Origin of the sequence: Mesorhizobium sp. B2-8-9 (assembly GCF_006439475.1) — a bacterium.
Classification (GTDB): domain Bacteria; phylum Pseudomonadota; class Alphaproteobacteria; order Rhizobiales; family Rhizobiaceae; genus Mesorhizobium.
In genome coordinates, this window is sequence record NZ_VFTQ01000012.1 from 107,137 (window position 1) to 133,785 (window position 26,649).

The window sequence follows — 26,649 nt, forward strand, 5'->3', positions numbered from 1 at the left end:
CAGGGCAATGAAGCGATCGAGATTTTCCGACGAACAGATCATCGGCATTTTGAAGGAGCACCAGGCGGGGCTTTCGGCGACGGAGCTTTGCCGCAAATACGGTGTGAGCGATGCGACGTTCTACAAGTGGCGCTCGAAGTATGGCGGCATGGACGTATCGGAGGCGAAGCGGCTGAAGAGCCTCGAGGAGGAGAACGGCAAGCTGAAGCGCCTGCTGGCCGACGCCATGCTCGACGTCTCGACCTTGCGAGATGCTCGGAAAAAACTTCTGACGCCTGGGTCGAGGAGGACCGCCGTGACCTGGGCGATCGAGAACAAGGGCTATTCGCAGCGTCGTGCTTGCGGACTCGTCGGCATGGAGCCGCGGGTTTACCGGTATCGCTCGAGCCGACCGGACGACGTGGGCTTGCGAAAGCGGCTGCGGGAACTGGCCGCCGAGCGCCGACGCTTCGGCTATCGCCGACTGCACCTACTGCTGAAGCGCGAAGGCGAGGCGGTGAACTGGAAGAAGCTCTACCGGCTCTATCGCGAAGAGCGGCTGACGGTGCGCAGACGCGGTGGCCGCAAGCGGGCGCTCGGCACGAGAGCACCGATGGCGATACCGCAGGATCCCAACCAGCGCTGGAGCCTCGACTTCGTCTCCGACACGCTGACCGACGGCCGCCGCTTCCGGATCCTGTGCGTCATCGACGACTTCAGCCGGGAGTGCCTGGCGACCGTCGTCGACAACTCGATCTCGGGCGAACGTGTCGCCCGGGAACTCGACATCATCGCCGAGCATCGCGGCTACCCCTGCATGATCGTGTCGGACAATAGCACCGAGCTGACCTCGAATGCCATCCTGGCGTGGCAGGAGGATCGGCACGTCGAATGGCACTATATCGCGCCCGGCAAGCCCACGCAGAACGGCTTCGTGGAAAGCTTCAATGGTCGGTTGCGCGATGAGTGTCTCAACGAACGCCTCTTCACCAGCTATCGGCACGCCCGCAACAGCATCGAAGAATGGAGGATCGACTACAATGTGAACCGCCCCCACACGAGCCTCGACGGGCTCACACCGAACGAATTTGCAACCCGGTCCAAATCGGACCACAACGTGAACAGGGCTAACTTATAGGCGCGGACAAAACGGGGAGCAGGTCACCAATGATAGCGTGCTGCAAACCGTCATGAAGGGGGTTGCGGCCGTGGGCGAAAGCGTGCTGCCTGGCTTTGGCGGCTTGCTGGCGATTGGACTCGTCGCCGGCATCTTTCGAATGGATCGCGGCCGCACGCGTGGACGATCACCGGACCGCCGGAAATATCAATCCTTTGGAGCCCTCACCGCGCCGGGTCACCAGACCCTCGAGCGCATCGATGGCAATTCTACCCACTCTTATTCTAGCGCGAGCGAACCCACAGCTCGAGGTCAATGGAATCCACAGCGGCTAGGGCGGCGCTCGCTTTCCCAGCGCAGGCCACGGTGAGTTGAATAGAGATAGTGAGCGGCGCATATGAAGGTGCCTCGCCTTCAGCGGTGAGGGGCGAAATCTCTGCGGGGCTATAAAGCGTTCGGGTGAAATCGACGCTGTCAGTCCCTGCTTGAAGGGGAACCACCAGAGTTTGGCCATCGACGGCTCGTGCTAGTCCTAACTCAATTGTTGCTCGTGCCCCATCAGTCAATGCAATTTGGCCCCTGAAGTCTGCCCGTGTAGCCGTCCAATCTGTTGCGGTCGGGATGTTTGCTTCAATTGATCCCACGAGGATGGCAGTAGCAGAGTTTATTCCGTTTCCGTCACATCGCGCTTCAAGACCTTCGAGTAGAATCGAAAGAGCTCGCCCATCTGGAGATTTCGTTACAGAGGCAACCGTCGAAGTCGGAAAGGCGGCCAATTGCGAGAGATCTCCCCACTGGATAGTGGTCGTCTCTGCGATGTCCGTCATGCTCCCCTCCTATTTGCTTGAAAAAGCGGTCGAAGACGATAGGCGACAGAATAGCACCGTTGGCTCAAATGCAACAGAGGAGCCCATCACTTTGTTACTCGTCGACTACGCCGTTACGACTTCGTCTGATCGACTCCAAGACCCCTGCAAAATGTTGGGATTCGCGACAGGCGGAGGTCCCCCCATACATCAAAAATACCCAGCGATCCCTCGCCATGGGGATCAGTGCTGAGTTCCGGCATGCCAAACATCGAATCCATACGGCAGAGCGACCGCTCGCTATCAGCTGATCCGAACTATCGTCGGAACTCGAAGCTGTCCCCGGCGGTGCTTAAAGCAATCGCGCAGATAAGACTTATGAAAGCATAATGGTGGGGCGACAAGCTCAATCATTTGTAAGCGGGTTAGCTGATGGAGGTGGCCTACGCGTTTATAATCATTTGAGGAGACGTGCTTTGGTATCGAAGGCCTTGCCTGTAGCCGCCCAGACAGTTGTTGAGATGCGGCGGGCCATTGTCACCCAGTGTTCGTGGCTGCGGGCACCGTGGATGCGCGATGAGAAAGAATTCTACACCGCTTCCAGCAAAGACATTTCTTATTATTGTATTTTCCGACAAAAAAGAGTGAGGTGGCACGTGTCGATGAGTTCTCATTAGGTGGGTGGTACAGGACGACGGGAAGCGTGCTGATGGTGGCTTAGCGAATAGATGACCGATCCGAACTTGGTGTTGCAGCTGACTGGCCGCCATAGCAGGCGCGGGACAGTTTGGAATCGTGACGCGCTTGCTTGAGAAATGATGATCACGTAGTTGCTTTACGCATCGGACGAGTATGTTTTGCAGCAATGACGTCGAGAGGGAGGGGCGAGTGTGTCAACAGCGTCATGATCTTCTACAGCAATTCTCCGCGGTGCTTTTTATGGCCGCCGGTATCGTTTTGGATGGGGGATCTGTCGCCTTGGCTGAGGCGCCGCCGAAGTACGATCATATCGTTGTCGTTGTCATGGAGAACCATTCCTTCGAACAGATCATGCAGCCGGGTGCGGCTCCCTATCTGCAGAAACTCGCGAGGAACGGCGCCCTATTCGAAAATTCGCATGCTGTGGCGCATCCCAGCCAGCCCAACTACCTTGCACTGTTCAGTGGTTCTACGCACGGAATACGTGACGACGGCTACCATGAGATCGCCACGCCCAACCTTGCCGACCGCCTCCATGCAACCGGCAAGGCGTTCTCAGGTTATGCAGAGGCGGGATCGCCACGCAAGCATAATCCGTGGGAAACCTTCGTCGACGCCAGGATGGCCGGAAAATCGCTGACCAAATTTCCGCGTGAATATGCACGGCTGCCTGCGGTCGGCTTCGTCATTCCCAACCTAGCCAATGATATGCATGACGGCACTATCATGCAGGCCGATACCTGGCTGAAGGCCCATCTGCACGCCTATGCCAACTGGTCGCGCAGGCACAACAGCTTGTTGATTGTCACCTTTGATGAGGACGATTACCGTATTGAGAACCGCGTATTCACGGTGTTCTACGGCGCCGGCATTAAGCCCGGCCGTTATGCCCAGAGGATCGACCACTACACATTGCTGCGAACGATCGAGGAGATCGAGGGCATAGCGCCGCTCGGCACCACGGTCGTCAGGAAGGCGATCGGCAACATTTGGGATGAGCGGTAGGGCATCGAAAAACGAAACGAGCCATACCCAGCGCTGGATAGCCCGAGGAGTTTCACGTTTCCGAGCGCGCGCGGCCGCAAGAGAACATGGCGTCATGACTAGCCCGAACGCGGCTCGCAGCCGCTCGACCAGCGTGCGCATCCCGGTCGCCCTGGGCCCGGGTGTTGTGGAGCAGCCTTTGAAGGAACGTGCTATAGGTCAGGGGCAATTGATGCGCTCGCTTTGTCCTCAGCGATCATGCCGCTGTCGTGGCAATGGAATACGGGAGGAAGCGGGCTCTCAGGGGCGGGCAAACATCGCCGAGGCTGCAACGCGACCTGAGTTGGGCGAACGGCAGATAGGAATCAGTGGCTACTCGAGGTTGCTTATCAGAAGCGGCTGTCACGTGGCTGACGGTTCCGGGCGACAGTTTGCCTTTCGATCCCGATGAGGCTTCGATTTGGTCGCCCGGCCGATTCCGGGCCAGTCACTGCCCGCCGACTGCATGGCCCGCGCTCGCCGGTTTTTTCCATCGACAAAGTCACACCGGAGGAACTGAAAGGGCCGCGGCGAGCGTACGGTTGACCACCGGGGCATCGTCGTCAAACGTACGTGTCGCTGACCGACCTGGACCCCAGCAGTTGTCGTCGACGATCACGCTATATTCCCCGGATTTGCGTAGAAAAGAGATGCATGTACTACGCTGGCATGTTCGGTAGTTTGAACGGCCATATCGTCGGCACCTGATAGAGACCGGGCGGTCTACTGGATAGGCCAGTGTCGCGATCGTCGCCTGTAAGGAACAGGTGTTCGCAAATACTGATTAGGGTCTCGTATCGCACTGCCGGATCATCGATACTTGAGAGATATTCGAGCGCTCTGGGGTAATTTCCGAGGTCGGCGCCAAGGATTGCGAGGGCGTTTAGGTGAGCAGCCCTGCGTGCTGGATCCTGCTCACGCACGGCATATTGGTATGCATTCTGAATTGTTGCCGCGCGGAAGTTCCGGTCGTCAAACACCGCACTTTTGACTGCAATGGCCGTGGCCAGGCTTGCTCGTTCTTCAGCAATCGGAAAGTGATCGAGGAGGTCTCCTGCCTGGCGAAAACTCTCCAGCGCATTGGCATTGTCTCCTGATGTCACAAAGCCGATACCAGCAAATGCAAACGTTGCCGCAGCCATCGCGGGCCGTTCGGCAAAATCTTCGGATGCCTTCTCGTACCATTTCCCAGCCAATTCAGACAGCGCGCCCTCGTCCGGAAGGCCCTCAAGCAGTTCAAACAGATCCTGGATTTCACCGACAGAAAGGGTAACGGATGGTCCGCTGAGTACGACATTACTGTAGTCCTCCGTGAGCATCTCCATCATTTTTTTCTGGCTTGCCTCATCCCCATGCTGCCTGAAAGCCTCTGCAACCCGAGCCCAACTGACTGCTCGGCCTGCCGTAAGTTTCAACACGGCTCGCCATTCCACGTTCATCTCGATCTGATCCAGCAGCCTGGAGGCCGGGTGCCACTCATCCTGGGCTTGAAAGATGGCAAGCTGAAGTAACCGGTCAGTGGCGGCAGGAATGTCCACATCTGGATCGGAACCCTGAACTCCGTTGCCGCTCGCAGTCGCTTTCGCGGCATCGCCCGTTTGAACCGCGGCTAAGACAAGAGCCGACTCGGCCCCGGCATCGACGTCCCTGTGTCTGCCCTGCGTGCCCAAGAACAAGGCCGCTTGCGAGGTCAGCGTCGCGGTACACTTGATGGAGATGCTTGCAGCAAGTCCAGGATTGCCAGCGGCGACCAGAGCGGCCGCGATCCGGAGCCGGTTGGAGCATCCAAGCGGTGAACCCTCCTGCAGCTCGATATAGTCGCTAACGTCACCTGTCAGACCAAGCGCGTCCGCGACGAGTATGACGATCGAGCGCGTCGCCAGCGTTCTCCTGGCCGCGTCGCCCAAAATAGGGGAGGCAAGAAGCTTCCGGAAACGATCCTCCACCTCGGACTGCTCCAGATTGAAGTATCGCCCGCGTTGGACGAGGCCAAACACTCCATATAGTTCCAGCAATTGGCCGACAGCACTTTGATCAGCGCCGTCCCGTGTGCGGAACCGCCCGACGAGGTCGTCGAGGCTCTGGAATGAATCCAGACCTGCATTGCTGCCGTACCAATAAGCGAAAATCTCCGCAGATCGGAGCCGCGTGCGTTCGTCTGGCAGGTCAAGCAGGATACCAATCGGGTCGGTCCACGTCTTTGGCAGGTCTTTTTCGGGCAGTTGTGTAAGACGAAGTGCCAAGTGTCCGGGAAGGTCGGAATCCGCGACGTTTGAAAGAAGGGGATCGGACAGCTGGGCTACGATCCGCTCGCCAATGTTCTCGCGGCTAAATGGCTGAATGGAGAGCAGGTAGAGAAGGTTCGCCGTCACGATGATTCCGCCAAGCGCGCCAATGGAGACCAGCAGCTTCATCAAAATCAGGCCTGTTGGCTTGAATAGATTTCTTCGACGATGAACACTCATCTGATATGTGGATCCGGCTTCCTTGGGCCCATCCGCAGCGATTTGTTTCTCCACCTGGTTTGCAATGCGTTCGCATGTTGACGGTCTGTCGAAGTAGGATGTGTGAATTACGCCGGACCAATCGACGACGTGCGCGAGGTTCTGCAGTCGAACCGATCCGTCTTGAGTATGCGCAAGGTCGGCGAGGATATGCCGGGCATCGCGCATCATATCGGCAGAGCGCTCGTCAGCCGCTTGCTCGATTTCGAGGAGTTCCGCCGGCAGGAAAGCGCCCGAGGGCAAATTATTGCCAAGGGGAAGCGCACCAACATCAACAAGCCGCCCGATAGGCAGATCATTTCCCTGCAGGTGTTTGGCAATCGTGTCCCATGTGAGGTCATCAGCGGGACGAGACCAGAGCTCGGCAATGCATTTCCAGGCAAATGCGACCAGTCCGCGCCCCTTGGTAGCCGGGCGGGGAAGAATGTCGGACGGTCGCAAGCGGGTTATGCTTAGACCGTTGAGCGGCTCGTCCATGGGGTGAAAGAGGCAGCAATACCGGTCGAAGTAGAGCGAAGCAGCAAGCTTCTCCCTGCGCTCCCGCAGCAACGTCTTCAACACCCAGTAAAGATAGGCCAGTCCGGTAAGCGTCCCGGCAGCGAGTGCTCCCCCGACTATCAAGCCGAGGAGCGCAAGAGCCGCCAACGGCACCCAATGCTCGCTCCACTCCATTGACGCCCGCGTGCTTGCTAGCGCATCGGGATGCTGACCGTTCAACCAGATTATTGTCCCTGCTGCGAGAAGCGCAGGGGCGACTGCCCACAACGAAGCGATTGATGGTCGGAATCGAAGGAACGGCGTGCCCACGGTCGTCCAGCTCATCAACCCCTTTAGCCCGCCAGCCCTCGCCGACTCGGTAAGGCAATGCCAAATGACGGAACCGCCATGGCTGTGCCCGACGAGATGGTACTTTCGGTCGTCGGCGTCGAGCGCCCGCAACATGCGTGTCAGGTCCCGGCCGCCGTTTCGGCGTGCCGTCTCCGAATTGGCACCACCGTCGCCCCAGATGAACGAGTCATCAGGTGTGCAGGACCGGCCTCTTGAGGCGAGTTCCCGAATCAATCTGATGGCAAAAGTACTTCCGAGCTCCCACCAACGCCTTTCCGCACCATTGGCCGTGTCAGTGCGCCTGCCTGCACCGGTGCCATGGATCAACAGTATAAGCTCGGATGCGGACCCATTCTTAGGTGCCGGGACTTCCATTAAGGTCATTGGTGCCGCCGCCGAACTCCGAGGGGGTATTGGAAACCCTACCCTTTCTGCTCGCACTTCATTGCGATGACAGAATGGTAGTCAAGCATAAATCGTTAGATCGAGATCGATATTGAACTCGACAATACGCATTATTTGGAGTGAGCTTACCTCCTACGAATTGGGGGGAGAGATGGCAGTAGCTCGGGGCGACGGACACGGTGCGTCAAGTGATATTTCATTCGACGATGTCTTCAGAAGTGAGCTATATGCGATAAACGGGCGGCGAGCGAAAAATCGCAGCAAAAGTCACAGGCCGGAGATCCGTGCTGAGTCGCATGGTTTCACCGCGACCGCCGAGAACGACCTAACCGGACTTGCCCTGTCCGGCGGCGGCGTGCGGTCGGCAGCATTTTGCCTAGGCGCACTGCAAGGCCTCCATTCAAGACAAATCATCGAGTCCATGGACTATCTCTCCACGGTATCTGGTGGTGGCTACACCGGATCCACGCTGACGATCGGACTTTCGGGCGCCCCCGACGTCTTCCCGTTTGGAAGGGTGGATCAGGGCACTAGTGAATCCGTGATCGTCAAGCACCTTCGCGACAACTCGCGCTACCTTCTTCAGAACGGATTGCCCTCGCTCTTCACAGCCTTGGGAGTCTATGCGCGAGGACTTGCGTCGAATGCGGTGGTGGTGATCCCAATCCTGATGTTCCTCGGCGCACTGCTCGTCGCGCTCAACGCCGACACCGGCGAATTGGCCAGGACCCGCGTCTTGCTGGTCGATCTCACCGGCATGCTCGGCACGGGCGCGCTGCGCGTATCGCTGGCGGTGCTATGCGTGTGCGCGGCGGGGCTGCTGCTTTACGCGGTGCTGGTGTCGATCATTCCATACGCGGCTCTAAACCGGCGAAAGGAGGGGGCGGCGGTGGCTGGAACCATCCTGGCAATTGCCTCCGTCCTCGTGATCCTCGACCTCCATGCGGCCTTGACCGGTTTCCGCTTCCGGCTTCTGTCGCAAGGCATGGGCTCGACCACGTCCGATGGGTCGTTAAGCGGCTGGCTGGTCACACATTTGAAAGCCATCCTCTTATGGCTATCGCCCGTCGCGGCGCTGCTGTTGCCCTATGTGAACAACATCGCGGCCAAGGCGACCAGCGGGGACGCCGGGGGCTGGAGGGAGCTTCTGAAACGCGTGCTCAGCAGGGCGCTGTTGCTGGCGATCGCCTCGCTTGTGCCGCTCATCCTGTGGATCACGGTCCTGCAACTCGCATTCTGGGGAACCGGGTTGGTTCCGGGTGGCCAGCAGGTGGGTACAAGTGCGTCGTTTGCCCATGCGCCATATGTTTTCCAGTGGATCCTCGGCGTGGGTGACCACGGCACGTTGACGGACTATTCGCGCTGGCACGTGCCGCTTCGCTACGCATTGCTCGGCGTGGCGTTCCTGCTGCTATGGCCGTTCATCAATGTCAACGCCAACTCCCTACACCAGCTCTATCGCGATCGTCTCGGCAGCGCCTTCTTCGTCAGCTTGAAGGATCCGGCTGATCGGGACTGCCAGGAGGTCACCCCGGCGGACGATTTCAAGCTTTCTGGCGTCAAGACGGACGATGCGCCGTATCATCTGATCAATGCGGCGCTCAATGTTCCCGGCTCCAAGTTTGCCAATCGGCGGGGCCGAAATGCCGACTTCTTCCTTTTCAGTCCGCACTACGTCGGTAGCGAGGCGACGGGGTATGTTAAGACCAGCAAAATTGAAGACGCCATGACAGGGATGTCTCTGGGAACCGCCGCGGCTGTCTCGGGGGCGGCAGCCGCCCCCAATATGGGTATGGCGTCGGTTCGTCCTCTTTCGTTGTCGATTGCATTGTTGAACGTCCGGTTGGGCTACTGGCTACGACACCCACGTCAGGTCGCTCACGGTACTCGGATCTTAAAGAGCTATCCGGGGCCGGTTTTCCTTCTATCCGAAGCGTTTTCGAAGTCAGGTCTGCGCCTGACGAAGCGCGATGTGACATCGAGGGAAACAGGCTTCGTTTTCCTGACCGACGGCGGTCACATCGAGAATTTGGGTGTCTACGGCCTGCTACGCCGCCGCTGCAAACTCATCATTGCGATCGATGCGGAGGCGGACCCCACGATGAGCTTTCCGTCACTCGTGCAGCTGGAGCGATTTGCGCGAATTGACCTGAATGTGAGGATAGATTTGGGGTGGGATCGCTTAGCAAAGTACGCGCGCGATGCGCGGGGGACACAGGCGAGCGGTCCGCATGTGGCGATCGGGATCATTCATTACCCATCGGTTGTAGCGGGGGGCAAGCCCGAAACGGGTGTGCTTGTCTATCTGAAAGCCTCGCTCAGCGGAGACGAGAATGACTACATCCTTTCCTATGCGGCCGCGCACAGGCAGTTCCCGCATGAGACGACAGCCGATCAATTGTTCAGCGAGGAACAGTTCGAAGTTTACCGCGCCCTTGGGGAGCATGTGGCTGCTCGTTTCGTGAGCGGCCAGGATGCCGTGTCCTTACCTGATGACGCCAGTGTTCTCGACACCGTGAAACGGATCTTGCCCATGATCTCGCTCTAGGCCTCGCGAAGAGCGACCGATATGTTAGTCGCCAAATCTTCCCGGCAATCTGATGTGAGGTGCAATAGTAGGAGGCCTGCCTGAGCAGCCACGCAAAAGCGATGCAACTCGCGGGAACGAGAATGACTGCACACCGAAGCGTTGGAAGATATCGGGTGTATTGAGTGGGGCGGTTTCCGGTTAGCGGCCGGTCAATCCATCACTAAACCGTGCTAGTTATGCGCCTATCTCCACACCCCGAACCTGCCCGCAGAGGCAAGACACCGTGAAATCGTCGTAAAAGTGAGGTATCAGAAACGTCCTGGGAGACATCGCTTATGATCGCAATCATAGGTGTGCATGGTGTAGGGACGCAGCAGAAGGGCAGGCTGTTTGCGTCTCTTTCGCGAGCCGTCGCACGCAGCGGATACCAATCAGTGCCGGAAGAGGTTTTCTGGAGCGACGAGACCGACCTAGACAATGATCATGACGCATTCCTTTTCGGAGACCCAAAACGCCTTTTTTATTCGATCGGCGCGGTTGCCTCCGAAGGGTTTATGCTCAGTGTGGACCGTAAGTGTCTCCAGTCGCCTACGCAAGTCGCCGCTCAGACCTTTGATATCGTGGCTTTTGGCCTCTTCATTGTATTCGTGCTGCTATTCCCAATCACCCTCGGCTTGGAAAGCTTTAATGCTTGGTTCGCGGCTAGAGCGTCTGGATCGGCTACCTTTTTGCATCCGTCTCGGGTGCTCGAAGCGCTGCTTTTCGCCGCGACGCTTGTCAGTTCTTGCGCTGCTCTTGTCTCGGGCGTGGCCGTACAATATCTTATCAACGCGCATCGCAGGCCATCAGTGTTCACAGTCATGGGAATCGCGCTAAAGCTTGCATTGCGAAGGCTGATCTTTTTCGTAGCACACGCCGTCTTAAGCCCACCGATTTGGACGTTGAGCCATTTCTGGCCACGCATCATCCTCGCTTTTCTTATTTTGCTATCGGTATCCTTTGCGGTTCTGATATACCCAATCCATTGGTATGTATTGCCACTGTTCTTTCCAAAGGAAATCCTTGCGCGCGATCCGCTGACGATATCGCCGCTCAAAATCCTGTTCGGAACCGGTTTAGGATTGCTTGGGTTTCTATTTCTGATCCTTGCGTTCTATATTTTCAAACCGGTCGCAAAAGTGCTTGCAGATTTGACATTTTACATTGGCGACGCTTCTCACCGTCGCTCTCTGCTTCACCATTTGGACAGCAAATTGCAGCCCAACGGACCTTTCGCGGGCCATCTGGTCTTGGTCGGGCACAGCCTTGGAAGTGTCATTGCGGTTGACTATCTACGCTCGAATGTCGAGGCGCTCCGTCACGCAAAGAGCGTCACGCTTATCACAATGGGCTCGCCCTTGCGACGGCTGATGCACCGGTTCTTCCCTGCGAGCTATCCAGAACCGGTAGAGTTGTTGTCAGCTTTGTCAGGTTGTCTTCAGAATTTCTTCTGGTTGAATGTCTATCGTCCGCTCGACCCGATCGGGGGGGCGCTGTTTGCGCGCACCCACGCTGCGGGCAAGGATTGCTGTACGCGTCAGATCTTTCGGGATAAACTCCTTCGAGGCAACATCTTCGCTCAACACACGCGCTATTTCGACGATCGGTTGGTTCAGGATATTTGTTTTGCCGAATTGAAATGGCCGCGGGCATCCATAGCACCATCGGTACCGAGTGGGCGAGAAGACCAATTTCTTTCAGGACGAACATATGTTCCACAGGGTCGCGGCTTTCGCCGAACCACTGCGATAATCGCCGCTGTTACCGGTGTGTCAATCCTGTCTTGGTTGGTATTCCACCAGTGGCCTCGCTCGGTTGTAGGCCTTACGCAAGAAAGGATCGCCGCTTTCGATAGAAACTCCGATGTCGCCACCGGCACCCTCGAGGTCGGGCAAGTGGCGAATTTGTGGATCTTTGGTCATCCTTACTGGCCTGACTATGTTGCAAAGGGAATGTTTGTCCCCAAGGGATGGACCGGCGAGTTGCGAGTCGCTCCTCTGGATATTGATGCTAGAGAAGCGTTCCGCTGGGCTTCGCAAGGCGAGGTCAAAGGATACAAACTTTTGAACCTTGCGGTTAGGTCGGACGTCACTTTCCGCTATAACAGAAATAATCCTAAAGAAGCGGTCGTGGAGCAGTTTCGATCTGGCCGCTGGCTCGACAGGAACGGCAATTGGTTCAATCGGGCTTTCGTCTTTTTAGCACTTGTCGCGATGTTTCTGAGTCTTGTGCATGCACAATCGGGAGCCGCGTACCGCCCCGCGCGGAGAGCGGGCGGCGCGCCCAACGACGCGAGCGCGAGCTGGGATTGAGACGGTTACCCAAGCTGTTTGGCGACTGCTGGCCCATACACATTTCAGCCAGATCGCATCGGAAAAGATCTAGAATTGGCCTGAACTTGATATCATATGATTGTGAAATCTCTGGATGAGTGAGGATACCTCCGAAGCCCGGGCGTCGCGCCACTACGACATCACACTCATCCACGGGACGTGGGGGCGTGGGATTTTCCCGAGCGATCATGCCTCCAAGCTACGCTGGTTTGAGGAAGGCTCGCCGTTTTGGAACAAACTCGTAGGTGAACTTCAGGTAGCGGGATTGGAACACACCGTCTCTGCTTTCAAGTGGAGCGGTGATAATTCGATAGTGCAGCGCAATATCGCGGCTGGCAAACTTGCCGATTATTTGAATCAACGGCGAATGGCATTGCCAGAGTCAACCTCTCTCTGCATAGCACACAGTCACGGCGGTAACGTTGCGCTCAGGGCGTTCCACATCCTCGCTTCCCCTCAGAATGACAATCTTCTCGTTGCTCTTTCTGTTCCATTCTTGAGCGTCAAGTTATCTACAAATAAAACGATAGACATAATATATCTGCTGGTTGCATTCACAATCGTAGCGTTATTTTTTAACGTTGTCTATTTTTCAATTGGCAATTTGGAGCGTGCTTTTGACGTTGACCTTCCACTGTACAAGGGGGATAGCTTTTTTCTTGAGGTCGCAATTTCCGGCGTTACCTTGATACCGGCTGCGCTCGCCATGTTTTTCTTGTCGCGTTATTTTGTACAGCATCTGTTTTCATACACCAAAAGCGGCGACGTGCTTGATGATCGAGTGCAAAGGCTGGTGGATGCATCGCACTACGATCTGACTAGTGGTCAATCGACGCGGATGTTGATAATAAGAGGTGAGGACGATGAAGCGGACGGAGTACTTAAGATCGGTGGATTTGGAATTTATCTTGCCAACAAAATCGTCAGCGCATATATCGTTACCCCTATATATTTTTCTGTATTTGTTGCGGACGTGTATTTCGTATTGCACGATTTGTCCGAAAAAGGTGTGATTGGAGATATGTATTTTAAGGCTACGCGCGGCATATGGTTGTGGACTATTTACCTGATGGGTGCCTATCTTGTATTAATGCTATCGACATTAATACTGCGCAGTTTTTTTGGAAGGGAGCTTATTTTGGGCTCATCGCGTTGCGAAGTTAGCGCTGGTTCAACTCCTGACTTCCACGATGGTGTTAGCGTGTTGACGCTTGCCAAAAGTGACTGGGGGGGCCTCCGCCATTCAATCTATGAACATCCCCGTTGCGTTTCCGCGGTCGTTACATGGCTCGCGACTAGTCGCTATTCAGACAGGTGCACTCGGTGAGCGAGTAGTGATTGTTTGCCTTTGGTGTGCCTTTTGAGCGCCGGCTACCCCATCCGAATGTCAGCCACAAGGCAAGTTTGAACGCGCCTCGGCAACGGTCTTCATGGAGATGCAAAAGCCAACTGGCGAGTGCTCCGTTCTACGCCGTGCCTGTGCCCACTATCTATATCTTCATAGACTTCGGCCATCGTCGTCAGCACCGTCACGATTTGCGTCATCTGCTCCTCGCCCTCCTGACATTGCGACCAAGTTCGGCGGCGTCACGCAAGGGCGCAGCGGATACCCGACCAGGCAACGGTTTTAGAAAATCTGGTACATCGAAGAGGCGCTGCTTTGCTATCGGAAGCACGCGGCTTACTCCAAATTTTCCAAAGGGAAAGGGGTCAGCCGATGCCCTCCGGGTGCGCCAATTTCAGCATATAATCAGATAGGTAGAGGATGGTGATTTTTGTGGTGTCTTCGAGGTTTTCGCGCGAAAGCACTACGGAAGCACAACAGATCGGACCAATTTTCGACGCAACCCTCTTGTGGAAAAATGCCATCGACGTTGGCTCGATGATGGGTCGCCTATTTTCGGGGCTAATAGGTAAGCGGTGTTCTCAGGCCACGGCCTTGAGCTCCGGCTTGGCGACGTAGGCCCAGGGCAGGAGATCGTCGATCTGGCTGTTTGGGTGGCCGTTGACGATCCTGGCGAGCACGTCCGCCAGGTATCCGAGCGGCTCGACGTCGTTCAGCTTGCACGTCTCGATCAGCGAGGCGACGACGGCCCAGTGCTCGGCGCCGCCGTCAGAGCCCGCGAAGAGGGCGTTCTTGCGGTTGAGTGCGATCGGGCGGATTGACCGCTCGACGGTATTGGAGTCGATCTCGATACGGCCATCATCGAGGACGCGCGAGAGTCCCTCCCAGCGTGACAGCGTATAACGGATCGCCTCGGCGAGCTTCGTCTTCTGGCTGATCAGGCTGAGCTTCTCGCGCAGCCACGGCTCGAGCTCGGCCAAGATCGGTCGGCTCCTTTCCTGGCGCACGGCAAGACGTGCGTCTGCCGGTTGCCGCGGATGTCGTCCTCGACGCGATAGAGCTCTGCAATGCGCCGGAGCGCCTCGCTCGCGATCGGCGCCGGACCGGCTGCGGCGAGTTCGTAGAAGCGCCGGCGCACGTGCGCCCAGCAGAAGGCGAGCGTTGCGCCGCTCTTGTCGGCGAGCACCCGATAGCCACCATATCCGTCGACCTGCAGGATTCCGGCAAAGCCCGCCAGATGAGCGATCGGTCGCTCCGCCTTTCGGTCCGGCGCATAGACATAGGCGACGCCCGGTGGGTCGCTTCCGTTCCATGGACGGTCATCGCGGGCGTAGGCCCAGAGCTGCCCGGTCTTGGTCTTGCCGCGGCCGGGATCGAGCACCGGTGCCGTAGTCTCGTCGGCAAAGAGTTTTGGCGAGGCTTTCAGCTTCTCCAGTAGCCGTTCGTGGACCGGACGCAGATGCCAGGCGGCGCGGCCGACCCAGTCGGCGAGCGTGGAACGGTCGAGGTTGATACCTTGCCGGGCGTAGATCTGCGCCTGACGATAGAGCGGCAAGTGATCGGCATATTTGGAGACCAGAACCTGCGCGACGGTGGCCTCGGTTGGCAGACCGCCTTCAATCAGCCGGGCGGGCGCCGGGGCCTGCACGACAACGTCCTCGCAGGCACGACAGGCATATTTGGGTCGGCGCACGACGATCACGCGCAGTTGCGCCGGCACGATGTCGAGCCGCTCGCTGACGTCTTCGCCGATCCGATGAAGTCCGTCGCGGCAGCATGGGCAGGCATAGTCCTCGATGTCGACGACCATCTCGATGCGCGGCAGATGCGGCGGCAGCGCACCGCGGTTCGCCCGCCGTTTTGCGGTGCGCTCCTTGCGTGCGGCAGGATCGGCACGTTCGGCCTCTTCCTCGCCTGCCGCCTCGATCTGCTCGGCCTCCTCAAGGCCAAGAAGCAATTGATCTTCGGGCAGGCTCTCGGCGCGGCGGCCGAAGCGGTGGCGCTGCAATTCCTTGATGATCTGGGTCAGGCGAGCATTCTCGACATCGCGCGCCAGGACCATCGCCTTCAGCACATCCGGATCGTCGGGAAGCTGGTCCGCCGTCATAGCCATGATCGGATCAGACCATATTCGCCAGTTCCGGGCGACAGCGGATTCCAGGCTGATTCACTTGGTCGCGGATCAACCCGCCTGCGCCGGAGCCAGCGTCCGGCGGGCTTCATGAACCCGCCGCCAATCAAGCCCCTCAAGCAGCGCCGACAACTGAGCGGCCGTCAGCCGCATCACGCCATCCTGCACTTTCGGCCAGCGGAACTCGCCATCCTCCAGCCGCTTCGCATAGAGGCAGATGCCGGTGCCGTCCCAGAAGATCAGCTTGATCCGATCCGTTCGTTTCGCCCGGAAGACATAGACTGCGCCACTGAACGGATCGGCGCCCATCGTCTCGCGCACCAACGCAGCCAGCCCCTCCGCCCCCTTGCGGAAGTCCACCGGCTTTGTCGCCACCATGACCTTGACGGCCCCGTCGGCCCGATCACGACGTTGCCTTCAGCGCACGAATGACAGCAGCAACCGTTCTGGCATCCGCGCCACGGCCAACGCGCATGGCGATGCCGTCGATCTCAAGCTCGATCACGCCAGCGTCGCGGGTCGTCTTCCCCTTCCGCGGCCGTGCTGGACGCGTCGGTGCGGGTTCCGGAGGCGGCGCCGTCACCACCGCCGGCACGAAGGCCGGGGATTCCTGCTGCGCCGAAGCGGCCTGTTTGCGCGCTTCGCGGCGCCAGGCGAACACCTGCTGTGGTCTGACGCCGGGCGACTTCGGAAATGATTGCGTTCGGCTCCAGCGTCTCCGCGACGATCCGCGCCTTGTCATCCATCGACCAGTGACGCCGGCCGCCAGCGCCGTTGATCACCTCGAAACGCCGAGGCTGCCACTCCGGGTCAAGCGTAAGGTCAAGTCTAGACACAAGCCTACCTCCGATCCCAATACAGGATCGGCAACCTCACAGATCGCGATCACTCCCGAAAGGTGGCCCGGAAACACCGCTTACGCTAATAGAATGCAACGGCTCATTGGTGGCCGTGATGGACCTGACTCACTGCTGCAAGGATCGGTGGGAATGGAACGTCTAACTCAAAGTCGACGCGCGTTGCCAGAACGCGAGCGGCAGCTTTGCGCTGCAATGTGGTCGTTCAGCGGCGCTCCCGACTCTCCAGAAGCGGTCAACGCGTGGCAGGACCTCACCGGCGCAGTTGGGGTCTGGCAGGCGCCCGGGAGTCATGACGAAATGCGATGACGCAAACGTCAGTGCGCGATCTCACCACCTGCCGCCCTATCCGAATGCTATCGTCTTTCGGGACCGCTATCCATGGCAGGCGCTTTGGAAGTGACACTAAACGCGGCGAGAGTGGCTTCGATGGACCGAATTCTTCTTGAGTACCCCGGACACCCGAAGCCGCTCGATGATGGCTGAATGTCCGCTGCTTCCACGCGCGAAAGGAGCCGCCGGAACAGGGCTTGCGGTCAATCGACAGAGGTTTCGACATGTCTGCTGGCCTCCATCCCGGCAGCCGGCTTGAAATCATCTCAATGCTGATCCGAAAATCCCGATAAAGCAACCGGGCTACGCTCTAGCTAGCGTTAGTATTGCCCCCGGCTTTAAGGTGTCCGTGAGAGATGAGGATATCGCGGTGCTTTCTCGCCAGCTCTGTATCGCTTAGCCGTGAGTACGCCTCAATCGCCAGCACGCGAGCTTCCACGTGTCGCGGAGCAAGTCTCAGCGCTTCTTCAGCTCTTTTCGCAGCTAGTCGGTGATCACCTAAGTGGTTCGCAACTGCAGCCTGAGCAGTCAAAGTTTCAACGCCGTTCGGATCCAGAATTTCCAGCCCAGCTAAGCGTCGCTTAGCAGCGTCGATTTGGCCCGCCTGGATTGCAGCTTGAATTAAAGCAAGCTCAAGCTGGGGATCGTGGGCAGTCTGGCTCTGCGATTTAAGCCTTTCTAGTAAGTCATCCATTGTTCCTAGAAAGATATCTTGCCAATTCCCTTCAGGGACAGTTATCGTCATTGAGCGAAAGTTACCGTGTTCTCGACGCAAATCGCGCAGAATCTTCTCTACGAAAAGAGGGGTATCCTTCCCGGGGTTTGGTTCATCAGACGGCATCAGACATGCCCACACTTGGGTAGGACTCCCCAGTTCAAGAGTTGTCCGCTCCTGATGCTTCTGGCGAAAGACCTCGTAGGCGGCGGTCTTGCTTCCCAATTGCTTACAGCCAGCTTCACTAAGGTACGAGGAAACACCGGGATCGACCCCGTCAGAAAACCAAAGGCCTAAAAACGTGGTATATGGCTCGGTGGCTGTCTCGGAGACGGTCAGTCCGACCCCCTCCAGGCAACCGGCAAGAAGTCGATCTAAGATCGGCGATCGAAACGTCACGACCTTGCCTCGGTGCTCGCAGACCTGGCATGAGATTGTTTCGAACTCGTCGCGGGCGGTTAGAATAGAGAACCCGCATCTCTCGCAATTTGCGAACCGATAGCCACCCTTTCTCGCGATAAACGTAGGGAACTGTCCTTCAAATTTTCTGACTAGATGTCGGTAGCCATCGCAAAATTCAACCACGAACTCTTCTCTTTCGGGGCGCGAATAGAAATCGACCGTATATGCACCTTCAACCATCGAAATTCGCGCTTGAATTTGGGACGTTAGCCCCTCCGCCAACTTTTTGCGATGTTGCTCTACAGAACGAGTTTCGCGAAGCGTTGAAACGGTCTCCGCTTCCCGAGTGTTTGACGACTCAGACTCAGATTTGGCACTCCCATCCTCCGGTTCCTTCTCTGGAGTTTCGCTGGGATCGCTGACAGCGATTCCCAAAATGCTGCGAACGATACCCAATATTTTCTTTGTGGAACTATCTGCTAGCTCCTTTGGCGCTTCACCAAGCTTAGCAAGCAATACTCCAACATGCCCTTGGTTTCCCAACACCATGTTCGCGGCTGTGAGATTCACAAGCAGTTCAATGGACTGAAAGCCCAACTCAAACGCCCGGTCGAGCGCTTCGATGGCCGCATCCGGATCCTTACGATCGACGAGAAGGATCTCGCCTAGGATTGCGCGATATTGACCCGAGTTCGGTTTTAGCCGGATTGCCCTGAGAATGGCTGTTTCGGCCTCGTCGGTCTTGCCCAACCGCCGCTTGACCTCCGCCATCATCGCGTTGGCAATCGCATTTTCAGGTCGATTCAGGGTCAACCAATGAAGTTCGCCTTCCGCGCGTTCTACTTCACCTAGATCGATTAGCGTGCCGGCTAGGTTCCCCCTGATCAATCCGGTTTGGTCGCCGTCAGCTTCAGTCAGCAGCTTTTCGAAGATATCGCGGGCCTCCGCCAGACGACCCAACCGGCGCAAAGAAAGGCCGTACTCGCTAAGGCAGCGAATGCGATCCGGGCTGGCTGGATCAGTTGCCAAGTACTGCTCGAACAGAGAGATCGCGTGCTCGTCATCTTCGTTCAATGAGTAAGTGGTCCCCGCAATTAGCAGCAGATCTTTGCTCAGTTCCGACTCGCTGATCGACTGGAGTAGTTCCAAGGCAGCTCTGTGGTGACCTTGTTCAAGTAGAGGGGGAATCCTGAGTTCCAGCAGCTCAAGCTTGCTCTCAACCGCAAACTTCCTTAGTCCAGACGCTACATCCATTAGGTGGGTGGTTGCGGCCGGTTCGAAAGTCAAGCCAAGCGCCAAGAGTCGCGCGAAGACCTCTCCAAAGTCGGTAGGACGATCCTCTGCTTTTCGCGAAATGCACCCTAGGGCGACAGTCTCGAGTTCAGATGCCAGGGATCCAAGCGGACCGAGCGCCGAAAAATGGGGAGCATCCTGACCATGTAAACTAAGCCATGCGTTCGGATCAGTAGTTTGCAACGAGAATGGCGGTTTTCCATTGAGCGCAGCGAAAACCGTGGCGCCGAACGCATACAAGTCTGACTTGGTCGAGCGCGGCGAACCGGCCCAGAGTTCCGGCGCCATGTACGAGGGAGTACCAGCGGGACCGGCTTGATTGTCAATTGCGGAAAGCCCAAAATCAGCAAGGTAGAAGATCTCGCCTAGCAGCAACAGGTTAGCTGGCTTTATGTCCCCGTGGACAATGTTTGGAATGACCTGACTGCAACCGACAAGCGCAAGCGCAGTCGACAGGGCCGCCAAAAGGCAGTCCTTTGGAGAGAGCCCTGCCCGCGCTATTCGGATGCGGTCTTCCAAAGAGCTACTTCCGTCTGGCAGACGAGTAGCCTCCGGCATCATAATTGCAGGCTTCTGGTCGATTTCAATGATCGACATTACAGGGAAAACGAAAGGGACCTCAGCAAGCCTCGTCCAAATCGCTATTTCTTGCCGCAAAGCCGTGCTTATCTGCAGATCGAAAAAGAAGCGCTCTGCGAAAGATTTCAGCGCAACCCGACCGTGGCCGATCGGATGACCTTCGGAATCAACCATAGTGCCTATTTGCACAATGGCCATTCCGCCTTCCTTCACCTCATCTACTCTAAACGACAGGCCGTTAGGCAGCTCGATGTGCCGACTTGTGCTCCTGTCTCGACGATCTTCCGACTTGCGGAATAGTCCGGCTAGTGACTGAATCAAACTCGGCATTGACGCGGCACCGCCTATTGATCAGTTGATCTCCGGCACTTCGCTCTGTTCTGTTTCCTCATCCGGCCCGAAGTGAATTGCCGACTCTTGGAGAGCTTTGAATTGAGACGCCCCCAACGTGCGTCTGATTTCGGCGACTGCCCCTGAAGACTGATCATTGAGAATCGCAATAAGAAAATGGCGTGCGGTGACCTCGCGTGCCGTTTCGCCGTGAGCAATTTCAGTAGCGTTTAGGACCGTTGGATCATTTGCCACCGAGGCCACGAAAGATGCGTGCCCGGCCTCTTTTTCGACCAATGCCACGACTGCATCGTTTATCCAACGGCGGATTCGGTTCGACTTTTCAGGCCCGACAGCTGAGTCAAAACAGCGCTCAATTAGAGAAGGGGCGACCTCGAACAGTACATGCAGTCGCAAAACCATCCGAATCGGGACACCCGCACGATTGCAGGCGTCGATTCGGTGCTCGAGGGCGTTCCACAACGCTTGGGCGATTGGAAGCCTTCCGGCGGCATTCAAGACAAACTCGCGCAGAAGTCGGTGCTGCACAGTGTCCGCGTCCGCAACTTTGGGGATTGAGAAGTGATCGGAGTTTGGGACTTTATACGGCCGTCCGAAGTATCTCGCACCGGCCATCGGCTCGACGATTTGCTTTCGCAAGAGACCGGAGAGTACGATCGAGCGATCCTCAATCAACTCCTTGCCGGCGAGGTGCAACCTCCCGGACTCTTTCAAATCTAGGAATTCGCGGTCTAGGTCCATTAGCCATGCGTTGCCTTGTCCAAATCGCAATGCATCTGCCTGCGCATGCCCAACGAACTTAGCGATTGGCGAAAGCCAGTTGGCATAGTCGGATCCGAGGGACGGCGATGCGATCAAGAACAGCGAAATCTCAATTCCGCGATCAATCAGAGATGCGCTTTCCCTTACGATGAACTTACGCGCGACGATCCCGCCCATGCTATGACAAACAAAAATGAGCTTTTGGCTCGGTCCGACGACCTTGTCCAATCTCATGTGCTCATCGAGAGCGTCAACAATGTCGCCAAGCCGATAGTTTCCGGACGAGAAGCCGGTCTTATAAGAGAAGACGTAAACTCCGATCCCTGCGAGAGTGGGCTCTGAAGCAAGTATTTGCGGCCAGTAGGCGCCTGACCCATGAGTCCAGCATGACTCGCTACTCGAGAGGATCCCGTGAATGAAGACGACGGTAGCAGCCCCGTTGCCCCTAGAGATCCAATCACCCCTCAATACAGGTTACTCCCTTCCTGCTCGCGTGAATCTAACCGAGTTGAGCGAGATTGCAACCGCGAGGGCGGGCGAGGCAGCGCCAGTTGCGGTACTAAAGGCGGCGCTTAGGGAACGGATTGTATGTCATATCTTCCACATTCTTCCCCAGACCCTGCCTGATTTCATCACCGACACGACCTCGCGGTAATTGTGAACGCGAGGTCGAAAAGCCTGCCTGGAAAAGGCCGTCTGAATGGCGAGGCCAGGAGTTCGTCCTGTCGTGGGCCGTGGTAATCCTAGCGCTTATGACGGTCAAAGCATTTCGCGATGGACGATGCGGTGACAGTTCGCACAGAGGCACTGCAAATCGGCAAGCCTCGTCCGCGTTGGACCACTCATCTTACCTACAGCAACGGTCCTGTGATGCACTTCGATGCAGGCATCGCCGAACAGTCCAAGACTTTGAGACGGAATGACCTCGCAGCGCTCGCAGAATAGGTAGCCGTGCTGCTTGACGAACCATTGCTTCTTCATCGGTGCAAGGCCCCTGGCGCGCTCCTTTTGAAGGTGTCCAACGAGTTTCTGCGAGCCTTCGGTCGCCGCACGCTCGTCATCATAATGTGACGGATGCAGTTCTTCTTCCTTCGGGACAATGGGATAGCCAGCACGTTCGATGATGTCGAAACAGGGCTCCCCCCAGCCGGCCGTGAAATCTGACGGCCTGGCAGGTCTGCCGATGACCGTCGCCAACGCGATACCGAAGATTGCTTTCGGGGGGAGTCTTTCGCCTGACGGCAGGAGAAGATCATAGTCTGTCGGTTGTCCAAAACTGTGCGCCATACCTGCCATGAACGAGTCGATAGCCTCCTCGATCATCCGCGGCTCAACACGCCTCAAAACGGCTGCTGGAAGTCGCTGGGCCTTATGTCCGACCTGGATAGTGTTAGGTACTTCCAGTTCAGTCGAATCCCAGTCCGAAACGGGGCCCGCCGCCCGAAATTCTCCAGTCGCCTCGTCTAGGTAGGTCAGCGTCATCCAAAGATTGGGCTGGACATAGTTCTCTGGCCGCGCATTTCGGGGTTGCTGCTTGAGATCTTTGGCAATCCTGATGATGACCCGGAAGCGGCCACTGTTGTGATCGCGTGCCCACTGGAGGTTCTCCAACCGCTCTTTGTTTCCCAGTCTCGGACTCCAGACTTTCGTGTCGATTGCAACATCATCATAGATGAGTTGATCGCCCTGGCGAAAAAGACGATCCTCCCAGAGGGTGACTACGACAGCACTTCCATCTGGAGTGCGTGCGGACCAACTCCATCTCGGGTTGGCCGGGATGGCCCCGTAGTATGCAAAACATTCGCGCAATCCCTGCGGCATTGTTCCCCTCCCTACCGGCTATTTGCCTGTGCCGATGATACGGCCGATGGCTCGAGGCTGAATAGAGGAAGGTCATAGGAATTCATCTTGCGTGCGGACGTTTGGCCAGGTTGATGCCGTGGTCGCAACTGATGTCAGGATCTATCGCCTTGCCGGGACGTGAAATAGGTAGCGCAACGATGCGAGGGCCTACAATATCGCGCCGACTGATGCCGTGACGTTCGCTAGTGGTAGCGGAAAGACGGCAAAAAACACCGTTCGGGATGAAGGCGCGCTATCGGCCGAATTGCCGGGCTCTCACCAACCTGCGTAGACTTGCCTATGCTGAGAATCGGCTCCGAATTGCAGTTGAGCGCCTCCGACTTGGTCGGCCACTTGAACTGCGGCCACCTGACGGCGCTTGACCTCCAGGTGGCGGACGGCGCACTTGCGAAGCCGAAGATCTGGGACCCGTTGCTCGAGATCCTGCAGCTACGCGGTGCCGCGCACGAGGCTGCCTATGCCGATCATCTGCGGACGTCCGGCTTTACGGTAGCGGTCATCGACGGCAAGGGCATCGATGACCGCTCAGTGGCCGCCACGATCGAGGCGATGCGCGCCGGCGCGCAGATCATTGTGCAGGCCGCTCTACACGCGCCACCCTTCACGGGCCGGGCCGACATCCTCCGGCGAGTCGAGACTCCAAGCGATCTTGGCGCCTGGTCCTATGAAGTCATCGACACCAAGCTCGCCCGCGAAACCAAGGGCGGGACGGTGCTGCAGCTCTGCGTCTATTACGACCTCGTCGGGCAGGTGCAGGGCCTCGTGCCAGAATACGCCTACGTTGTCGCGCCCCTTACCGGCTTTGCGCCGGAGGCCTTTCGGGTCAGCGACTATGCCGCCTACTACCGCAATGTCCGGCAACGCTTCACCGCGTCCTTGGACGGAAACGGCGGCACCTATCCGGAGCCGGTCGCTCATTGCGATATCTGCCGCTGGCGCGGCCGATGCGACGAACAGCGCCACCAGGACGACCACCTCTCCCTTGTGGCCGGGATCACGGCCGTGCAGCGCGGCGAGCTCGCCGGCCACGACGTCGCCACCATGACCGCGCTGGCCGAGCTCCCCCTGCCGCTGCCGTGGAAGCCGGAGCGCGGCGCCGCCTCGTCCTACAATCGGATCCGGGAGCAGGCCCGGGTCCAGGTCGCGGGGCGCGCGGCCGGGCAGGTGCTCCATGAAGCGCTGCCGATAGAACCGGGCTTTGGCCTGAGCCGCCTGCCGGTGCCGGCCGACGGCGACATTTTCTTCGATCTCGAAGGCGACCCCTTCGTCGGCGAAGGCGGCCTCGAATATCTTTTCGGCTATGCCTTCAAGGACGCAGGGGGCGCGCTCACCTACGTCGCCGACTGGTGTCTCACACCGGCCGATGAAAAGGCAGCCTTTGAGCGCTTCGTCGATTTCGTGATCGAGCGGCGAGCGCACCATCCCGGCATGCACATTTATCATTACGCGGCCTATGAGGTGGGCGCGCTCAAACGCCTGATGGGGCGCTACGCCACGCGCGAGGAAGAGATCGACACGCTGCTGCGCGGGCAGGTCCTGGTCGATCTCTACGCGGTGGTCCGCCACGCCATCCGCGCCAGCGTCGAGAGCTATTCCATCAAGAGGCTGGAGCCGCTTTACGAATTCGAACGCGCGGTGTCGCTGGCCGATGCCAACTATGCTTTGAGCAAGGTCCAGGCCCGCGTAGAGCTCGGGGACGCAGGTGGCATCAAGGCGGACGATCGGGCCGTCGTTACGGACTACAACCAAGATGACTGCGTCTCGACGGCGCGGCTTCGGGACTGGCTGGAAGGCCTGCGGACTGACGCGGTCGCCTCAGGCGTGGAGATTCCCAGGCCGGCTCCGCCTGGAGAGGAGGCTCCGCCGGATGTTACAGCTTGGCAGGCGAGGATCGATGCAGTCGTGGCCAAGTTGACGGATGGCATTCCGGTGGACCCCGCGGAGCGTAGCGCCGAGCAGCAGGCGCTCTACGTGCTGGCGAACGTGCTCGACTGGCATCGCCGGGAAGAGAAGGCGACCTGGTGGGAATATTTCCGGCTGGCGGCGCTGTCGGCGGACGAGCTGGAGGACGAGCGTGCAGGCATCGCCGGCCTCGAATTCGTGGATACCGTGGGCGGAACCGCCAAGGCCCCTATCCACCGCTATCGATTTCCCCCGCAGGACGCGGAGTTTCGCGGCGGGGAGGATTTGCGCAGCGTCGGTGGCGAGCGGTTCGGCAAGGTCGAGGGCGTCGACCTGGAACATCGCTTCATCGACATCAAGAAGCGGGGCGACACTGCCGGTCTTCACCCCGAAGCTGTCTTCGACCATACCTACATCGACACGGCTGTCCTGGCCGAGTCCCTGGTGCAGATCGGCGAGTACGTGGCCGATAATGGCATCGGCGGTCCCGGTGCCTACAAGGCGGCGCGCGACTTGCTGCTGCAGCGGCCGCCCGATGCCGGCGGTGCGGCGCTGCGCCAGCCGGGCGAGAGCCCGGTCGATGCGGCCTGCCGCCTCGTCCCGGCCTTGCAGGGCGTGCTCGCCATCCAGGGACCGCCTGGCGCGGGCAAGACCCATACCGGCGCCTACGCGATCCTTGCGCTGGTCAGGGCCGGCCTTCGCGTCGGGGTGACCGCCAACAGCCACAAGGTCATTCGCAACCTGCTCGCGAAGGCCGCCGAGGAAGCAGCGAAGGAAGACTTCGACCTGCAGTGCCTGCACAAGGTCACGGATCCCGAAGACAATGTCCCGCACCTCAACTTCACCACGAAGAACCCCGAGGCCCTCGGTGCCTTTGCAAGCGGCTACCACGTCCTCGGCGGCACGGGGTTCCTGTGGGCCCGGCCCGATGCGGCTGGCCTCGTCGACGTGCTGTTCGTGGATGAGGCCGCGCAGATGTCGCTCGCCAATGTGCTTGCCATATCGCCGGCCGCAGCCAGCCTTGTCCTGCTTGGCGATCCGCAGCAGCTTGAGCAGCCGATGCAGGGCTCACATCCCGAGGGCACGGAGGTCTCGGCCCTCGACCACCTTCTCGGCGGACGGCAGACCATCGCCGAGGACGAGGGCCTGTTCCTCGACCAGACCTGGCGCCTCCACCCCGACATCTGCCGTTTCACCTCCGAGCTGTTCTACGAAAGCCGACTCCTTCCCCGTCCCGGTCTCGAGAACCAGTCCATCCTGATGGACGGCCCGCTTGGCGGGAGCGGCCTACGCTATGTCGCGGTGCAGCACAGCGGCAACCAGAACTCCAGCCCGGAGGAAGCCGACCGTATCCGCGATATTGTGCTGGGGATCCTTGCTTCAGGTGCACGTTGGCGCGACCGCGAGGGCAACGAGGCGTCGCTCACGCTGAACGACATCCTGGTCATCGCGCCCTACAACGCGCAGGTCTTTGAAATCCAGGCGCGCCTCCCCGGCGCGCGGGTAGGGACGGTTGACAAGTTCCAGGGGCAGGAGGCGCCCATCGTGATCTATTCCATCACGACCTCCAGTCATGCCGACGCCCCGCGTGGCATGGAGTTCCTCTACAGCGCGAACCGCCTCAACGTGGCCACCTCCCGCGCCAAGGCACTGTGCATCCTCGTGGCCAATCCGGACGTGTTCGAGCCGGAATGCCGGACGCCGCGCCAGATGCAGCTCGCCAACGGCTTCTGCCGCTACCTGGAAATGGCCGATGTGGTCGATCCATAGCCGGTCCGCAGGGGCGCAGCCACGGCCGTTGAAAGCCGGCGATGAGAAAGAGTGCTCAGGTGTTCGACACCGCACACGTCGGC

General features: G+C 58.4%; 13 protein-coding genes and 1 pseudogene. 6 read left to right on the top strand and 8 right to left on the bottom strand.

Translation table 11 applies throughout. From position 1 onward, the window contains the following. The first annotated feature begins 7 nt into the window (after positions 1-7). The gene (locus tag FJ423_RS16405; protein ID WP_140843072.1) at positions 8-1,117 is read left to right on the top strand and encodes an IS3 family transposase; all 1,110 of its coding nucleotides are present in this window, start codon (positions 8-10) and stop codon (positions 1,115-1,117) included. Between the two features lie 263 nt (positions 1,118-1,380). On the opposite strand, the gene FJ423_RS16410 is transcribed toward FJ423_RS16405, so the two are convergent. Beyond that, a complete protein-coding gene (locus FJ423_RS16410; RefSeq protein ID WP_140843074.1) occupies positions 1,381-1,923 on the bottom strand; it encodes a hypothetical protein in 543 nt (180 codons plus the stop codon). Positions 1,924-2,841: 918 nt separating this feature from the next. Between FJ423_RS16410 and FJ423_RS16415 the strand changes: the two genes are divergently transcribed. After that, complete coding sequence (locus tag FJ423_RS16415; RefSeq protein WP_246680176.1) at positions 2,842-3,606, top strand: alkaline phosphatase family protein; 765 nt, start codon at positions 2,842-2,844, stop codon at positions 3,604-3,606. Between the two features lie 677 nt (positions 3,607-4,283). Here FJ423_RS16415 and FJ423_RS16420 read toward each other — a convergent pair. Further along, positions 4,284-7,283 carry an alpha/beta hydrolase gene (locus FJ423_RS16420; RefSeq protein ID WP_140843078.1) on the bottom strand — a complete coding sequence of 1,000 codons (3,000 nt, stop codon included), beginning with the start codon at positions 7,281-7,283 and terminating at the stop codon, positions 4,284-4,286. A gap of 229 nt (positions 7,284-7,512) precedes the next feature. On the opposite strand from FJ423_RS16420, the gene FJ423_RS33580 reads away from it, so the two are divergent. The 3 genes from FJ423_RS33580 to FJ423_RS16435 all read left to right on the top strand — a co-directional run bounded on the left by FJ423_RS33580 (position 7,513) and on the right by FJ423_RS16435 (position 13,590). Continuing rightward, positions 7,513-9,909: a patatin-like phospholipase family protein gene (locus tag FJ423_RS33580; RefSeq protein ID WP_181174811.1), complete on the top strand. Its 2,397-nt coding sequence runs from the start codon at positions 7,513-7,515 to the stop codon at positions 9,907-9,909. 317 nt (positions 9,910-10,226) lie between these two features. Beyond that, positions 10,227-12,242, top strand: a complete 2,016-nt coding sequence (locus FJ423_RS16430) for a lipase family protein (protein WP_140843080.1) — start codon at positions 10,227-10,229, stop codon at positions 12,240-12,242. A 115-nt stretch (positions 12,243-12,357) separates the two neighbouring features. Next, on the top strand, positions 12,358-13,590 hold the full coding sequence (locus tag FJ423_RS16435) for a hypothetical protein (RefSeq protein ID WP_140843082.1): 1,233 nt from the start codon (positions 12,358-12,360) through the stop codon (positions 13,588-13,590). A 599-nt stretch (positions 13,591-14,189) separates the two neighbouring features. Here the strand turns inward: FJ423_RS16435 and FJ423_RS16440 are convergent. The 6 genes and pseudogenes from FJ423_RS16440 to FJ423_RS16465 form a co-directional block, all read right to left on the bottom strand. Then, positions 14,190-15,721 (bottom strand): annotated as a pseudogene (locus tag FJ423_RS16440) (IS66 family transposase). 69 nt (positions 15,722-15,790) lie between these two features. Then, positions 15,791-16,117 (bottom strand): IS66 family insertion sequence element accessory protein TnpB, encoded by a 327-nt coding sequence (tnpB, locus tag FJ423_RS16445; RefSeq protein ID WP_140843084.1) that lies wholly within the window; start codon positions 16,115-16,117, stop codon positions 15,791-15,793. A gap of 113 nt (positions 16,118-16,230) precedes the next feature. Further along, a complete protein-coding gene (locus FJ423_RS16450; RefSeq protein WP_246680177.1) occupies positions 16,231-16,485 on the bottom strand; it encodes a hypothetical protein in 255 nt (84 codons plus the stop codon). Between the two features lie 754 nt (positions 16,486-17,239). Continuing rightward, a complete protein-coding gene (locus tag FJ423_RS16455) occupies positions 17,240-20,116 on the bottom strand; it encodes a protein kinase family protein (protein WP_181174812.1) in 2,877 nt (958 codons plus the stop codon). 153 nt (positions 20,117-20,269) lie between these two features. Next, positions 20,270-21,499: an alpha/beta fold hydrolase gene (locus FJ423_RS16460; RefSeq protein ID WP_140843090.1), complete on the bottom strand. Its 1,230-nt coding sequence runs from the start codon at positions 21,497-21,499 to the stop codon at positions 20,270-20,272. Between the two features lie 291 nt (positions 21,500-21,790). Next, positions 21,791-22,852 (bottom strand): hypothetical protein, encoded by a 1,062-nt coding sequence (locus tag FJ423_RS16465; RefSeq protein WP_140843092.1) that lies wholly within the window; start codon positions 22,850-22,852, stop codon positions 21,791-21,793. 321 nt (positions 22,853-23,173) lie between these two features. Here FJ423_RS16465 and FJ423_RS16470 point away from each other — a divergent pair, with 321 nt between their 5' ends. After that, positions 23,174-26,566 carry a TM0106 family RecB-like putative nuclease gene (locus FJ423_RS16470; protein ID WP_140843094.1) on the top strand — a complete coding sequence of 1,131 codons (3,393 nt, stop codon included), beginning with the start codon at positions 23,174-23,176 and terminating at the stop codon, positions 26,564-26,566. Positions 26,567-26,649: the final 83 nt, after the last annotated feature.